This is a genomic window from Defluviitoga tunisiensis (assembly GCF_000953715.1).
Classification (GTDB): Bacteria; Thermotogota; Thermotogae; order Petrotogales; family Petrotogaceae; genus Defluviitoga; species Defluviitoga tunisiensis.
Map to the genome: position 1 here is coordinate 1,731,604 of NZ_LN824141.1, position 15,718 is coordinate 1,747,321.

Sequence of the window (15,718 nt, forward strand, 5' to 3'; positions counted from 1 at the left end):
CTAGAATAATCTTTTCTCTTGATAAGTTGGAGCCTTTTCGGATAAATTAAAAGTTTCGTTTTCTTTTCCTGAAAACAGGAGTGAAACTTCATAAGATTCATTTATTAAAAGGGATATATTAACCTTTAATTCGTCAATATACTTCTTTAATATTTCATATTCTAATAACTCATTCTCAGAAAAATTAAAGATTATCCTATTATTTCTAATCTCAATTTTTGAAGCTAACAAAGAATAATAAATAGCTAAATTTGTTTTTTTGCTTCGTGGATCTCTAAAAAAGTTCATTATTTTTACTATAATCGGATTATTAAAATACTCTGTATTAAAATCAGTATCGTTCTTATTTATTTCCTTGATTGTACCACCTTCAGGTACATCTTTAAAAGAAGAGTTAAGAGTTGTAGATTTTAGACCTCTAGTAATGAATCCAAGAACTTCAACATCAAATGTTAATCTTTTATTTTCGCTATACTTTAAATCTTTAAGAATAACATTGAATTCTTTCATCATCTCAATATCAAAAAACGGATCTTCTTTTTCTTTAATCCTATCAAATATGTATTCTATTGATTCTTCTAATAATATTTCAGGATCTTTTCCTTGTTTAAACAATTCCTCAGATTGAGATAAAAAACCATCTATATTTGAATCAGACACATTATTTATGAATTTGCTTACAAAACTTTCATCAAATAACCCTAATATATCCATAACATCCTCTAAGAATACTTTGTCATCGCCAAACTTTTCAACTTGTTCAAACATGGATATTGCATCTCTCATACTTCCTTTTGCTTTTTTAGCAATTATTTCTAAGGCTTTTTCATCGTATTTAATTCCTTCTAAATCAGCTATTTTTTTCAAACCTAGCAATATATCTTTCATTGATAAATTTTTAAAGTTGATTATCTGAGCTCGCGAAATAATTGTATCAGGAACTTTCTCTAAATTTGTTGTAGCCAAAACAAAAATAACATGGGCGGGAGGCTCTTCTAAAGTCTTTAACAATGCATTAAACGCTTCTCTAGTCAACATATGAAACTCATCTATTATGTATACTTTATAATTGCCATATACTGGCAGATAATTTGTTGAATCACGTATATTTCTAATTTCATCAATACCCCTATTAGAAGCAGCATCTAATTCAATTACATCTATAAAACTATTCTTGTTAATTGAAACACAATTTTCACATTCATTGCATGGATTAAAATCTAATGGATTTTTACAATTCAAAGCTTTAGCTAAAATTCTAGCTGTTGTCGTTTTCCCTGTACCTCGTGGCCCTGAAAAAATGTATGCATGAGAAATTTCACCTTTTTTAAGGGCATTATAAAAATACTTAACAACATGAGGCTGACCAATTATATCTTCAAAATTTCTAGGCCTATATTTTCTATACAAATTACTATTCATAAATCTACCTCCAAAAATTGAAACATTCATACAATAATTTTTTTGAAAAAATTTAGAAGATCCCTTTTATAGTATAACACATTAAGCTTATTATTGAGGTTCTTGAAACATGATTTTAAATTAGTTCCACTGAAAAGAAATAAAAAAAGTTTATAATATTAAACAAATAGTTTAATATTTCTATCTTCTAATTGAATAGAATTAAATTGTTTTATCTATGTAATTTCACAATTATTATATTCGAGGTGAAAACTATGTTGGAAAAGGTTTATCCTCCTTTCATTTTTAATGAGTTCGATAGAAAAAACAAATTTGGTTTATTTATGGATGTTGAAAAGGTCATTTATTCTGGGGTCACTAAATTTCAGAGAATTGATATCTTCGAAACTAAGGCGTTCGGAAAAGTATTCACACTAGACGGCGTTCCTATGACCTGCGAATTAGATGAATTTGTATATCATGAGATGATCTCTCACGTTCCTCTATTTCTCCACGAAAATCCTAAAAAAGTACTCGTAATAGGTGGAGGGGACGGTGGAACAGTTAGAGAAGTTTTAAAACACCCTTCTATAGAAAAAGTTATTATGTGTGAATTGGACGAAGAGGTTGTGGAAGCAACCAAAAAATATTTACCTAATTTGTCCTATGAACTTAATAACCCAAAAGTTCATCTTGTATTTGAAGATGGTAGTAAATTCATAAAAAACTTTAATAATGAATTTGATGTAATTATAATTGATTCAACTGATCCCACTGAAGGTGGAGGAGGCGCTCTTTATACAGAAAGTTTTTACCAGGATTGTTTTAAAGCACTCACGGAAAATGGTGTCTTCACTGCTCAAACGGAAGAGCCATTTATAGAAAAAGAGTGGATGATCAGAGCCTATAAACGTATTAGCTCAGTATTCAACGTTGCTAAACTATACTTGGGGTTTGTCCCAGAATATACACCAGGAACATGGTCATGGACATTTGCATCAAAAAATATAGACCCAATAAAAGATTTTAATCCAGAAAAAGTTAGGAACTTTGATAAAGAATTAAAGTACTATAATGAGGAGATGCATGTAGCTTCTTTTGCATTACCTAATTTTGTAAAAAAGATGATAAAAGATATATAAAAAACTTCGCTTATTTTAGCGAAGTTTTTATAATTCTCTTTCTGATGTCCCAATAAAAGTTATTTCTTGAGAATTGTTTTCAATAATTGGTAATACCCTTTCTTTAATGCTTTCAATTATTTCTATCCTGAAAAAAACATCTTCCAAGAACTCCTGAAATAACAAGTAAATACCTGATTCTTGTGAAATTAAGCGTAAAATCTGAGAATAATTTGAATAGCTACATCTGACTTCAAAAATAAAGGTGGTTTCAAATTTAGTTAATCTAGAATTTTTGACTACTTCTTCAGCACAAGAAGAGTATGCATCAATTAATCCTCTTATGCCTAATTTAACACCACCAAAATATCTTGTAACAACAATTGCAACATTGAATAAATTATATTTTTCTATTATGCCATATATAGGTTTTCCAGCAGTTCCTGAAGGTTCTCCATTATCTGAATAATGAAAAAATTCTTGATTCCCGTCTCCAACTTTATACGCCCAACAATTGTGAGTTGCATTGTTATATTTTTGAGTTATATATTTTATATAATTTTGAGCTTCTTCTATTGTATTAACTTTTTGTGCATTCCCTATAAAAATAGATCGTTCTATATTAATAGAAATTTCTTTTGAATCTTTTATTGATAGATATTTCATTTTTATCCTCTTAATTTTTCTTTCATTACGCAACTTAAAATAATCAGTCTATATGCACTGACCTTTTGCCCTTATCTAAGTCAAACATTATTCTTAGGTGTATCATGTTTCTTGAGTGACCCTCATTAGAAATATAGCTAAATAGAAACAAAAAATACCAAAAATGGTTAGAATAACTATTTCTTTATATATATCACTAAGTCCATAACCTAATACAGTAAGTTTCCGCCAAGCATCTAAGGAATACTTAACAGGAAAAATATAAGAAAACTTTTCCAGAAAACCTCCTTTAGGTACAGGAATTAATACGTTTCCAAATACAAACATTAACCCAATAACTGCAGTAACAAGAAAAGATGCAGCTTTCGAGCTTTTTAAAAAAGAAGAAAGTACCAAACCAAAAGATGTAAAAGTAAATACAGATACAAATATCAACAGGAATAAATGCCAGCTTATGGCCTGTGATTGTACACCAAAAAGTCTGAACATTCCCCAAGAAAATAATCCCATCACAAATCCAACTAGTAAATATGCTATTAACTTCGAAAAAGCAAAAACTCTTATTGATAGACCATTTGAGATATATAAATCAAGTAATTTTGATTCCCTGGCTTGACCAACAGAATATGAAATACCAATCATCGATGAGATGAGGATCGTAACCACAGCTACAATTGGAGCAAACATGTCATTAATTCCAAAATCATTAGATTCAGATTCAAAGAGCATTTTTTCCTTCGCATTTGGTATTAACATTTTAATCTCTGGTTTTGGTCTTGTTTCATCAATTCCTATTCCTCCACTCAGTAAAAAATCGGTGGTAGATCCAACCTTTATTTCTGGAATACCTGCCAATTCATCAAATACTGCTTTAAAGGCGGTATAAATCATTAGACTATTTTGAATGTTATGTGGATTAGGAACAATATACAAAGAAGTTTGAAGTTTGTTCACCAAATCATTAGTAAATCCTTTTGGAATTATAATTATAGAGTCATAATTACCTAACTCAATTAATCTGTTGAATTCACTTTCATTACTGATTTCAACAGTATTTTCAAAATTTAAAAACTGTTTGATTAAAAGAAATGTAAAATTACCTAAAAAACTTTTATCTTGATTATAGATAACTAAATTAAAATTTTGAGAAATATTTTTTGGATAAAAGGAGGAACCAAAAAAAGCTAATATTACAGGAACAATTATACTTAAAATCAACACTGCTCTGCTTCTTAAAATCTTTTTAATTTCATATTTGACCATTTTTAAAGATTTCATTTTTTCCTCCTACTAATATAAAAATTACTGTCTTCAAAATTCTAAAATCTGTATTATATATATGTTTTAGAATCGATTTTTTTTACAAAATATTGTGATACTTCAAATCTTTATACTAACGCTGAACTTCTTTAAACTTTTTGGTACTAGTACCAGCGAGGGATGAGGGCTTCGCCCTAGACCCGTTATAAATTCAAAAACAGTAATTAATAATTACAACTTTTCGGTACTTGTACCAGCGAGGGATGAGGGCTTTGCCCTAGACCCGCTATGAATTCAAAAACAGTAATTAATAATTACAACTTTACGGTACTTGTACCAAAGGAGGGGTAAGGGCTTCGCCCTAGACCCGTTATAAATTCAAATGCTTGCTTTTAGAAAATCTTCATTTTTAAAATAGCTGCTATAATGATGCCTTCTTTAAAAATTTACAAATTTAGTGAAAAGTGCAAAGATTATAGTGATATTATAAATTATATCAGGTATTTATTGATTGATATAATATTTTTATTTTCCAACGCAAAAATTTGAAAATATTGTATTAAGTAGTTCTTCCGTATAATTTTCGCCAGTCAGTTCATAAATTTTTTCTAGAGCTTTCCTAACATCAATCATTACCACATCGTTTGAAAATCCCATATTTAAAGAGTTAAGTGCATTTAACAAGTATTTTCTTGATGATTCTAGCGAGTTTTTTTGCCTCATATTTGTAAGGGTTGGTTCTTCAATATTTATTTTTTCAAAATATATCTCATATATTTTATCTTCTAACGATTTAATTTCTTTATTTTTTGCTGAAATAGTGACTATATCAAACTTTTGGTCAAATAGTTTGGTGGGACAATTGCTCAATTTGAAATGTTCAGAATCAGATTTATTTAAAACTATAATAACAGATTTATTATTCAATTCTTTTATCCTACTGAAGATCATTTCATCTTCATAATCATAAGGAGTTGTACCATCGAGAATAAATAAAATCAAATTTGATTCTTCCATAGCATTTAAAGTTTTTTCTATTCCAATTTTCTCTATTTTATCTTCAGTAGGTCTAATTCCTGCGGTATCAATAAGTTTCAATAGTATTCCATTGATATTCAAGCTTTCTTCAATAGTGTCTCGTGTAGTACCTGGGATTTCAGTAACTATAGCTCTATCTTTTTTTAATAATGCATTTAATAGAGTGCTTTTCCCTGAATTAGGTTTACCAACGATAGCGGTTTTCACACCTTCAACTGCAATAATTCCATTATCCGCTTCTTTTAAGATTTTATCAACTGTTTTTAAAATATCTGATATTTTTTCTTTTAAATTCAATGAATCAATCTCAACTTCATCGGGGTAATCTAATTCTACCTCAATTTCGGCTGCGATATTAATCATTTCATGTTTAAGCTCTTGGATAGTTTCAGAAAGCCGATTTTTTTTCAATAATTTCAACGAGGCGTCTAAAGAAAATGGTGTCTCTGCCTTGATTAAGCTGTTAATAGCCTCTGCTTTAATTAAATCTATTTTCCCATTTAATACTGCCCTTTTTGAAAATTCTCCCGGTAATGCTTGACGTGCCCCTAATTTGATTATAGTTTTTAAAATATTGTATGTTACTAATTTTCCTCCATGACAGAATATTTCTAACATATCTTCTCCAGTATATGAATTGGGTTTGCTATGATAAACCCATGTCACCTCATCAACTGGACTATCTTCATCATACATCCATCCATAATACATTTTTTTTGACTCATATTTATGCTTTTTTAAACAATTACGTATTATTTTATCTACGTCTCCTCCAGAAACTCTTACAGCTCCTATAGCTCCCATCCCTATCGGAGTTGAAATTGCAACAATTGTATCGTACATTAATCAATTCACCTCTTAAGAAAATATATTTTCCATATATTCTATATCATCTTTTGGACCATAAGCTATCAATTCTTGACTATTAGGATAATAAAAGGCTCTTCGAGAATATTTATTAAATTTATCTATAGAAGGTTTAACATCATCCGAAAATTTGAATGTAATAAAAGAATCTCCAATTTCTATTTCCTTTATTCCTTCCATGTTTGCTTTTACTCTAATTATTGCATATTTAAACAATCTTTCGACTTCTTGTGGAAGTTTTCCATAACGATCTCTGACCTCTTTTTTTATGTCTTCTACTTCTTCTGGTGTTCTTGAAACAGCAATTCGTCTATATATCCTCATTCGTTCTATAGAATTTGGTACATACTCTTCTGGAATGACTATAGAACCTTTTATTCCTTTTATTTCTGTGTAGCTCAATGGTCTAGTATGTTCTTCAATTTCTTTTATCCCATATTCAACAAGTGCCTTATTTAACATTTCTTTATATAAATGTAACCCAACACTATTAATATGACCCTTTTGTTCTATGCCCAAAAGATCACCATAACCTCTTATTTCCATGTCTCTCAAGGATAATTTCAATCCACTACCCGGTTCATTATACTGCTTTATAGCTTCTAATCTCTTCTTCGCCTCTGGAGTAAGCTCTTTTTTGTATAAAAAGTATGCAAAGGCTCTTTTATTAGATCTACCTACTCTACCCTTTAACTGATATAATTGTGCTATACCATATCTTTCCGCATCATCTACAATTAGAGTATTTGCATTAGGTATATCTATCCCGTTTTCTAATATAGTTGTTGAAAATAATAAATCTATTTTACCCGCATAAAAATCGTTCATTGTTTTTATAAAATCATTTTTATGAGAGTTTCCATGAACTAATCCTATCTTCACTTCAGGAATAAGGTTTTGCAATTTTTTATAAATGTTTTCAAGTTCTTGAATTCTGTTATGTATGTAAATAATCTGTCCGCCTCTAGCTTTTTCTCTTAGAACAGCTGTACGAACCAATTTGTCTGAGTATTTACCAACAAATGTTTGAATTGGTAACCTACCCAAAGGAGGAGTAGAAATTGTTGAAATCTCTCTTAGGCCACTAATAGACATATATAGTGTTCTTGGAATTGGGGTCGCACTCATCATCAAAAAATTAATGCCTTCACCTAATTTTTTAAATTTCTCTTTCTGCATCACTCCAAACCTTTGTTCTTCATCTATAATTACTAACCCCAATCTTCTAATCTGTAGCAAATCAGACAATAATGCGTGTGTCCCAATTATTATATCTATCTCGCCATTCTTTATTTTTTCAAAAATTATTTCTTTTTCTTTAGAAGTTTTATGTCTAGTTAACAATTCTATTTTGACACCAAAAGGTTCCATTCTCTCTTTAAAGCTCTCATAATGTTGAGAGGCAAGTATAGTAGTTGGAGCCAACAACAATACCTGATAATTTGATACAACTGTTCTAAAGGCTGCTCTCATTGCTACCTCGGTTTTTCCAAATCCAGAATCTCCTGCCAACAATCTATCCATAGGTTTTGGGCTTTCTAAATCTTCTAGTATTTCTCTAATACTTCTTTCTTGATCAGGAGTTTCAATATACGGAAAACTTTCTCTAAACTTATCTTCCAATTCTTTATCACCAAATAATTGAATTCCTTGTTGATTTTCTCTCAACACATATATTTGAAGTAATTCCTTAATTTTCTTTCTTATTTCTTCATTGACTTTTTTCTTTGTTGCTTTCCATTTTTTCCCATTCAAAGAAGATATAGTTACTGTAGTTGAGTCTCCTATATATTTTGAAAGTTTATCTAATCTTCCTACTGGAACATAAACTTTAGCATTATTTGCATATTCTAAGGTAATGTACTCTCTTAAGCCTAAGTTAGTTTCAACTTTATTTACTCCGAGATATATGCCTACTCCATAATCTTCATGAACAACTAAATCTCCCTCTTTAAGATCTTCCCAATCTAATAGTGGAATGAAATCGATTCTATTATCTTCTTTTTTAGACTTTTTAAAATACACCTTTTCTAATTTTAAATCTATTTCTTTATATTCTATTTTATTTAAAATCTCCAGAGTATGTCCAGAATAAGCTTTGTATATCCTTTTCTTCAGATCATTGTCACACATTTCTAAATTTTCTCTTTCTTTTTCAACAAAAGACTTTATAACTTCTTGCTTATTCACAATATAAATATCACAATCTCTATTTAAATAACTTAAAATGGTATTTTTATCTTTATAAAAAATACCAGGAATTGAATTAAAAATATCTATAGAAATATCAAATTCATTGGTATCAGAGAAAAATCTCATAATTCTCTCTTGAAAAATATCTATATTATTATTAAACTTTTGAATTTCTGAACCAGGCACAATTTCAAATTCTTCTAATTTATTAATAGACCTTTGAGAAAAAGTGTCAAATAAGGTGATCCTATCTATCTGGGTGTCAAATAGTTCAATTCGTATGGGTTCTTCATATATTGGAATAAATATGTCTCTTACAAAACCTCTTTTTGCATACTCCCCTGGGGAATTTACTTCCTCAGTTAATAAGTAACCAAATTTATATAATTCATCTGTAAATAAGTCTAAATCATCATTAACCTTATATTTTTTTATTAAAAAATCTTTCATAGGAATAGTAAATCGACATAAAGAACTTAAAGTTGTTAAAATTGAAATTTGTTCTTTTTTTATCAAGGAATATAGTACCTTAATTCTTTGAGCTTTAATATTAGGCGATACATCCAAATTCTCAAAAGGGAATATATCAAAATCGGGATAAAACATAAAATAGTCTTCATATTCATCAAACCAATTATAATAATTGTCTGGAATAATTATTATATGTTGCTTATTTTCCTTTTTTAATGATTTTAAAAAACTTAGCAATTCGTTTGATACCACTTTTTAAATACCTCCTAAATCGTGGAACAATACTCTCTGTAGAAATTCTAAAATCTTCATTATATAGATTTCATATTTGATTTTTTTTAAAAATATTGACTTATTTAATCTTTTTAGTACCTGTACTGAGGAATGGAGAGGGCTTCGCCCTGTTACCCATTAAAAATCCAATTTTTAGCTTAAAGTATTGACTTCTTTAATCTTCTTAGTACTTGCACCAAGAAAAGTGAGAGGGCTTCGCCCTGTTACCCATTAAAAATTCCGTTTTTAAAAAATATTGACTTATTTAATCTTTTTAGTACCTGTACTGAGGAATGGAGAGGGCTTCGCCCTGTTACCCATTAAAAATCCAATTTTTAGCTTAAAGTATTGACTTGTTAGCTAATTTTTATATTCACAACTAGACTTAGTGCTTTTCATAAAAATAATCATTTCATTCTTTTTTATACTTCTAATAATTTATTTCATGTATTTTAATTTCTATCATTTTTGTCGTATTTATTAAAGGACTTACTTTTATTTTCTCAATGCAAACAAGTAAAGAGGCATTAACCATCCTTTTGCTATTTATATTTATATCAAACAAAATAGAATTTTCTGTTATGTTTCTTTTAACATTTTGAGTAATTAAAGAACATAGGTCGTAATGACCAAAAAAAATCTCCTTTGTTAAAGGAGTGATTTCTTGTATTTTAGGAATATTCCCAGTTTCAATCCTATTTATAATAAATTTTGATTCATCCATATTTAAATGATCTAAACATATTTCATTTATTTTTATTTTGATACTTGCATCTACAACTTCTAAATTTAATCTTCTCTCTTCGAGCATATATAAATCAACGCCTCTTTTAATCTCCCGAAAGGTTCGAATATATCGTATTTATCAATAATATACTTTATTCTTTTTAAAATATTAGAATCAACAACCTTTGAGGCATAAAATTTTAAGCTTTTATTGTCATGCAGAGGTATTACGCCCTCGTTTTCTTTGATTTCAAAACTTCTACTTAAACTAAGCTCACTAATATATACTAAAATCTTATCTGTAACGACATAATTTAAAAGATCATTATCATCGACAAATACAATATCAACATCATAAGGTTTGAAAAGATCTTCATTTCTTAATATTTCATAGGCTAAATAATTTTTTATATTATCTCCATATATTATTTTCTGAATTTCTGAAGGTGTAACTGGTTCGGTATATTTAAAAGATACGGGAATTCCATTTTCATTGATAATTAGCAATCCACCAGCATATTTTTCATCATCCGATTTATAAAGAGAGAAATAAGCAATCATATCTTCACCTTTATTTATTTAAAGTCTTAAATCCAAAATCTTGCCTCTGTAATCATCTATTTTAAAATTAGATTCGCTATAAGTCTCTTCCTCAACTTGACCTTGATAGTAAGCCGTTCTACCTAGTAAATCATTATCAAGACTCTTTTTTTCTGTTCTATCTTTATTTTTAACTTTACGATGCAAATTTTGAGCATATTCAGCTGCTTGCTTAACTAAAAGAATATTTTTTGCTGAATCATGCGCTTGAGTTACAGCTTGTACATTTTCAGCCACATTTACTGATTTTGTTAACATAATTTGTATTTCATGAGTTGAAGGCATAATCTTTGCCCCCTTGAATTCTACTCATCAACCATCTTCTTAAGTTTAATAAGAATTTGGCTGTGTACCTGAGAAATTCTTGATTCACTGAGATCTAAAATTTCTCCTATTTCTCTAAAAGTTAAATTATTATCGTAATACAAAGACAAAATTAATTGTTCTCTCTGAGACAATTTCTCAATGCAGTCCTTTAACTTATCTTTAAATATTTCTTTATATGCAATGACTTCCGGATCATTACTATCATCTTCTTCTATAGACCAATTGACTTCTTCACTATCAAAAAAATAACTATCCAACTGGAGTATTTGCCTTTTTGATATCGAAAACTTAATTTTATCGACATCATTTTCTTCGATATTTAATCTCTCTGCTATTAGTTTATCGTCCAAATATTCTTCTTCGCCAACTTCATATACTAAATCTTCATATTTTTTAATAAGAGATCTGGTTTCTTTCGGAAGCCAATCAATTTTACGTAAATAATCAAGCATCGAACCTTTTATCCTTTTCATTGCAAAAGTGTTGAATGAAGCCCCTTTTTCTGGATCATATTTTCTATATGATTGCAACAGGCCTATTATTCCTTCTTGGATGAGATCGTCTAATTCAACATTTTTTGGAAGTGTACTTTTTAAATTTAGGGCAATATACTTTATTTTAGGTAAGTAATCTAAAACTAATTGTTCTTCATCAATATTATACTTCATTATTAATTTCTCCTTAAATAACAACTATCTCGACCTTTTCTCCTCCGCCAACTTTTCTAATACGTAATTCTCCGCTTGCAATATGAAATTCAACACTTCTAGCTCTTGAACCTCCTGTGTCTTCTGCTACTAACTTTATCCCTAAATTCTTTAAAATTTTTTTAACAGCCTCCACATTTTTAGCCCCAATTTCAAAGGTCTTATTTGTATTTTTAAACATTGATGCCCCACCTGCTATTTTCGCCTCTAAATTCTTGATATCTCCTCCTATTTTTATTATCTCATCTACAACTGCTGTTATACCTGTATCGGCATATTTGCCAGGCCTATCTTTATCTCTCCTACTATCAGGTAGCATAACGTGTACAAGTCCTCCAATCCCCTTAACTTTATCTCTAATACAAACTGCAACACAGGATCCAAGGCCTAAAGTTATTAATATACCAGGATTTTTATCTACGAGATATTCACCAATTCCTACAATCTTTTTATTCTCCATCTAAAATTTCATCCCCAAACTTTCCAAGATCTTTTGAGTATTTTTTTCATCAGAGATATATATCAAATAACCTTTAACTTTATCTTCAAGCTCTTCTAATAAAATATCTGTCTGAATGAGTATTACATAATCTCCACCGTTTGTAATTATCAATGAAACTTCAGAAACAATAGCAGATAGCATATCAACAACAACCTTTGGGGGCATAGAATGAATATTTATACCGGTAAAATTAGATAAAGCTATGATATAAGAACTACACATTATATTTGCAATTTCTCCGATTGCAGAACTAGTTAATTCATCCATATTGGTTAAATCATCAGGTCTAGGAAGCATTAATAGTTCTATTAGTGATTTAGTTTCTTCTGCCCCTAACAAAAACAGTAAAGCCCCTTCTATTTCTCCTTCTATTTCTACCATTGCCCCAGAGGTTACTTCTTCAGGATCAGTAAATTTTTTCCATAACTCCGAAACTGGTATAATCTCAGCACTAGGGACAGTTATTTTAATTGTTTTCCCCAACATCAAAGAAATAGATGTGGCAGCATTTCCTGCTCCAATATTTCCCAACTCTTTTAAAACATCTAACTTTTGATCGTCTATATTATCAAAAACGGACACGTTATCCCCCCTTATTTCTTATTTTGTAATCAAAATTAACTACATATATATGAATACTTATGAATTATTATTTTTTACATTCCCAATTTCCCACTTAAAAACAAACCTAACCAATTCTTTTTCTAAATTACCTGTAATGCCTATAAATTTAATTCCATAGATGTTATCTTCAAATTGCGTTTGTCCTATTTCCCTAACTACCTCTGCCTCAATATTTTCCAAAACAACTTCATCTTTTAATTTCATGTTGATTAATATCTTATCACCAATTGAAAGTTGCTTTTTAGTTACTATAGCAGCTCCTCCAGCACTAAAATCCTTTGTTACAAAACGGTATTTCTCGTTTTGTTCCAAATTTTCATTATTTTTCAAATTAAATTCTCTTTTTATAGAAAAAAATCCCTCTTCACATAAAGGTATTCTAACATAATTTCTTCTTTGAACTCTATATATCTCGTCAGGTACAGTAATTATCAAAAAGCGTACACTAGATTCCTTTCCTATACCATAGACTAAACTATTGAATAAATAAAGATTATTTTTTGAATAAGCCTTAACAGATAAAGTAACTTCTCTAGGGATTTTTATATATGCACCCTTATGAATAGGCATTCCAATTTTAGCTAAGTTTAAATCAATGTTATATTCATATAATATGCTTTTGTATATTCCCTTGAAACCTTTTTCTTTTATTTCTATATCCAAAGGCATATTAGTAAACAAAACATTTTTAGCTAGAACCTTTTCTATAAATTCACTCATTTACCTCTCTCCATAGTTAAGAATTAATGCTCCAAACCAAAAAGTCTTTTTATTCTATTTGCAAAACTTTCTTCTTTTCCTGAATTATTTAAATTTAAAATATCTTCAACAATTTTTTTCATATCTTTTGAAAATTTACTGTCTTTTTTCAAAATAACAATAGGAGTTTGAGCCTTTACACTTAAGGGAACATTTGGATCATAAGATAGTTCATAAAAACTGTTTATATCTTTATTTAAAAATTTTTTCACTGTATTTTCTAATGCATATTTGATATTATCTAATTCTTCCTTATTTTTTGTCATATTTAAAACTATCTCAATTTCTGAACCTACCCCTAAATATGACAACGCTTTTAACAAAGAATAAGCATTTACGACTGCTGTCGGCTCAGGAGCGGTCACTATAAAAATTTTATCAGAATTTAAGTAGAAGTTGTTAAGTTTTTCAGAATATCCAGCACCTACATCTATAATAAGATAATCAATTTCTCTTGTAACGCTTAAAAATTCGTTTAGTATAGACCCATCAAAATTATTCTGAAATATTTTCCAATCTGTATAATCGAATCCTGTACTAACTATCTTTACTCCATATCTTGTTTCTTGTATACATTCTTTAAAAGTCACTATCCCCTTCATATAATCAGAAAGAGTATGTTTTATTGAACTTCCTAAAAGTATAGAGGCATTTGCAAAACCTGCATCTGAGTCGAAAACAAGAACCCTTTTATCATATGAAGCTAATAATGCAGCTATATTAACGGAAAAAATAGATTTTCCTACCCCACCTTTACCGCTTACCACCGATATTATTTTGGTATCATTACTAGCAAATTCTTCCCTCAATCTACTCGCCTGATCATTAAATAAGTAGCTCATTCAAATACCTCCCGCATAGCTTTACTTACAAACCATTCCTTATCTGGAAACTTTAAATCTTCAGGAACCCTTTGACCATCAGTTATTCCAATCAAAGGTAAATTAGAATACTCTAAAAATGAGAACAATTGGCCATAAGAAGTTACTTCATCGATCTTTGTAAATATTAAACAATTCGGTTGAATAATAGAAAAGCTATCATAGATATTTATCATCTCTTGCGGGTTAGAGTTGGCAGAAACTAACATAATTTTGTAGTCAGGTCGTATAGAATCAATAAATACCTTTAATTCTCCCATTTGTAGATTGTTTTTATGGCTTCTACCAGCGGTGTCTATTAAAATTGTATCATAATTCAACAAAGATTCAATTGTAATTTTCAATTCTTGAGGAGTATAACAGATAGATAAAGGCACATCCAAAATATCTGCATATATCTTTAATTGATCTGTAGCGGCAATTCTGTAGGTATCTATTGTTACAAAAGCTATTCTTGATTGTTCTTTAATAAGTTTTGCAGCAATTTTGGCTTAAGTCGTGGTTTTTCCTACACCAGTGGGACCTGTAAAAACAATTTTCCCTTTTAAATCTTTAAAATTGGCTTGTTTAATACAATCTGTTATTTTTCGTTCAAATCTTATTTTTAAATTTTCATCATTTCTCCAATTTTCATTAAAAGTGATATCTTCAATTTCAGAAATAATACTATCTATAAAGGTTTTAGAATAAGAATTTTTATACAGTTCTTCTTTAAATTCTTGAAGATAAATATTACTTCTTTCTAATTTCTTATTTAACTTGTCTACTGATCTTTTCAATTCACTTAATTTAAATTCGTCTGCTTTATTGATTTCGAGATTGTTTATTAAACCAGTACTATTAGCGCTGTTATAAATAGCTTCTTTTTTTTGACTATAAAATTCCTCGGCACCTTTATCCATTTTAGAAGAGAGTTTTCTATTTTCTTCTATTAACTTAAGCAGCTCAATATTTTCATCAGGTTGAGAATTTCTATTTTCTTCTTTTGAGTAACCTTTTAAATCAAAAGATTTATCTTTTTGTGTTAACTCCTTCCTATTATTGGAAATGATATCTTTCAATGAATATGTACCTATATTATCATTTTTTTTCTCATTTTTTTGATACTCATTTGCTTTTTTAGGACGCTGTTCACTTTCGCTAAGTACCGTTACTTCTAAGTACTTCTCACCACCTATTCCAAAAAAACCGCCTTTTTTAACTTTTCTAGTGTCCAAAATATAAGCATCTTCTCCAAATTCTTCTCTAATTTTATTCATAGCTTCTGAAATTGTTTTTACCGTATATTTTTTAATTAGCATC

Annotated in this window: 16 protein-coding genes; 1 reads left to right on the top strand and 15 read right to left on the bottom strand. The window is 29.2% G+C overall.

Annotated elements, in window-relative coordinates; genetic code table 11:
- Positions 1–1,422 (bottom strand): DNA polymerase III subunit gamma/tau, encoded by a 1,422-nt coding sequence (dnaX, locus tag DTL3_RS07905; RefSeq protein WP_045088244.1) that lies wholly within the window; start codon positions 1,420–1,422, stop codon positions 1–3.
- A gap of 257 nt (positions 1,423–1,679) precedes the next feature.
- On the opposite strand from dnaX, the gene speE reads away from it, so the two are divergent.
- The gene (speE, locus tag DTL3_RS07910; RefSeq protein ID WP_231854006.1) at positions 1,680–2,543 is read left to right on the top strand and encodes a polyamine aminopropyltransferase; all 864 of its coding nucleotides are present in this window, start codon (positions 1,680–1,682) and stop codon (positions 2,541–2,543) included.
- A gap of 27 nt (positions 2,544–2,570) precedes the next feature.
- Here the strand turns inward: speE and DTL3_RS07915 are convergent, their stop codons facing one another.
- From DTL3_RS07915 to DTL3_RS07980, 14 genes are all read right to left on the bottom strand, one after another.
- Positions 2,571–3,188 carry an IMPACT family protein gene (locus DTL3_RS07915; RefSeq protein WP_045088246.1) on the bottom strand — a complete coding sequence of 206 codons (618 nt, stop codon included), beginning with the start codon at positions 3,186–3,188 and terminating at the stop codon, positions 2,571–2,573.
- A 102-nt stretch (positions 3,189–3,290) separates the two neighbouring features.
- A complete protein-coding gene (locus DTL3_RS07920; RefSeq protein WP_045088247.1) occupies positions 3,291–4,466 on the bottom strand; it encodes an ABC transporter permease in 1,176 nt (391 codons plus the stop codon).
- 507 nt (positions 4,467–4,973) lie between these two features.
- Positions 4,974–6,329: a tRNA uridine-5-carboxymethylaminomethyl(34) synthesis GTPase MnmE gene (mnmE, locus tag DTL3_RS07925; RefSeq protein WP_045088248.1), complete on the bottom strand. Its 1,356-nt coding sequence runs from the start codon at positions 6,327–6,329 to the stop codon at positions 4,974–4,976.
- A 15-nt stretch (positions 6,330–6,344) separates the two neighbouring features.
- Positions 6,345–9,269, bottom strand: coding sequence for a transcription-repair coupling factor (gene mfd / locus DTL3_RS07930; RefSeq protein WP_045088249.1), 2,925 nt, complete (start codon positions 9,267–9,269; stop codon positions 6,345–6,347).
- A 451-nt stretch (positions 9,270–9,720) separates the two neighbouring features.
- Complete coding sequence (locus DTL3_RS07935; RefSeq protein WP_045088250.1) at positions 9,721–10,101, bottom strand: hypothetical protein; 381 nt, start codon at positions 10,099–10,101, stop codon at positions 9,721–9,723.
- Entirely contained in the window at positions 10,080–10,577 is a 498-nt protein-coding gene (locus DTL3_RS07940; RefSeq protein ID WP_045088251.1) for a hypothetical protein, read from the bottom strand. Before DTL3_RS07940 ends, DTL3_RS07935 begins: the two co-directional genes overlap by 22 nt.
- 18 nt (positions 10,578–10,595) lie before the next feature.
- Complete coding sequence (locus DTL3_RS07945; protein ID WP_045088252.1) at positions 10,596–10,901, bottom strand: hypothetical protein; 306 nt, start codon at positions 10,899–10,901, stop codon at positions 10,596–10,598.
- Positions 10,902–10,921: 20 nt separating this feature from the next.
- Positions 10,922–11,611, bottom strand: a complete 690-nt coding sequence (locus DTL3_RS07950) for a FliA/WhiG family RNA polymerase sigma factor (protein WP_045088253.1) — start codon at positions 11,609–11,611, stop codon at positions 10,922–10,924.
- 13 nt (positions 11,612–11,624) lie between these two features.
- Positions 11,625–12,110 (bottom strand): chemoreceptor glutamine deamidase/glutamate methylesterase CheD, encoded by a 486-nt coding sequence (cheD, locus tag DTL3_RS07955; RefSeq protein ID WP_045088254.1) that lies wholly within the window; start codon positions 12,108–12,110, stop codon positions 11,625–11,627.
- Entirely contained in the window at positions 12,111–12,734 is a 624-nt protein-coding gene (gene cheC / locus DTL3_RS07960; RefSeq protein ID WP_045088255.1) for a CheY-P phosphatase CheC, read from the bottom strand.
- A gap of 57 nt (positions 12,735–12,791) precedes the next feature.
- The gene (locus tag DTL3_RS07965) at positions 12,792–13,496 is read right to left on the bottom strand and encodes a flagellar brake protein (protein WP_045088256.1); all 705 of its coding nucleotides are present in this window, start codon (positions 13,494–13,496) and stop codon (positions 12,792–12,794) included.
- Between the two features lie 23 nt (positions 13,497–13,519).
- Positions 13,520–14,377, bottom strand: coding sequence for a P-loop NTPase (locus DTL3_RS07970; RefSeq protein ID WP_045088257.1), 858 nt, complete (start codon positions 14,375–14,377; stop codon positions 13,520–13,522).
- Positions 14,374–14,901, bottom strand: coding sequence for a flagellar biosynthesis protein FlhF (locus DTL3_RS07975; RefSeq protein ID WP_084217251.1), 528 nt, complete (start codon positions 14,899–14,901; stop codon positions 14,374–14,376). The genes DTL3_RS07970 and DTL3_RS07975 overlap by 4 nt, the downstream gene beginning before the upstream one ends.
- A 6-nt stretch (positions 14,902–14,907) precedes the next feature.
- A complete protein-coding gene (locus DTL3_RS07980; protein WP_045088259.1) occupies positions 14,908–15,717 on the bottom strand; it encodes a hypothetical protein in 810 nt (269 codons plus the stop codon).
- Between the last annotated feature and the right edge of the window lies 1 nt (position 15,718).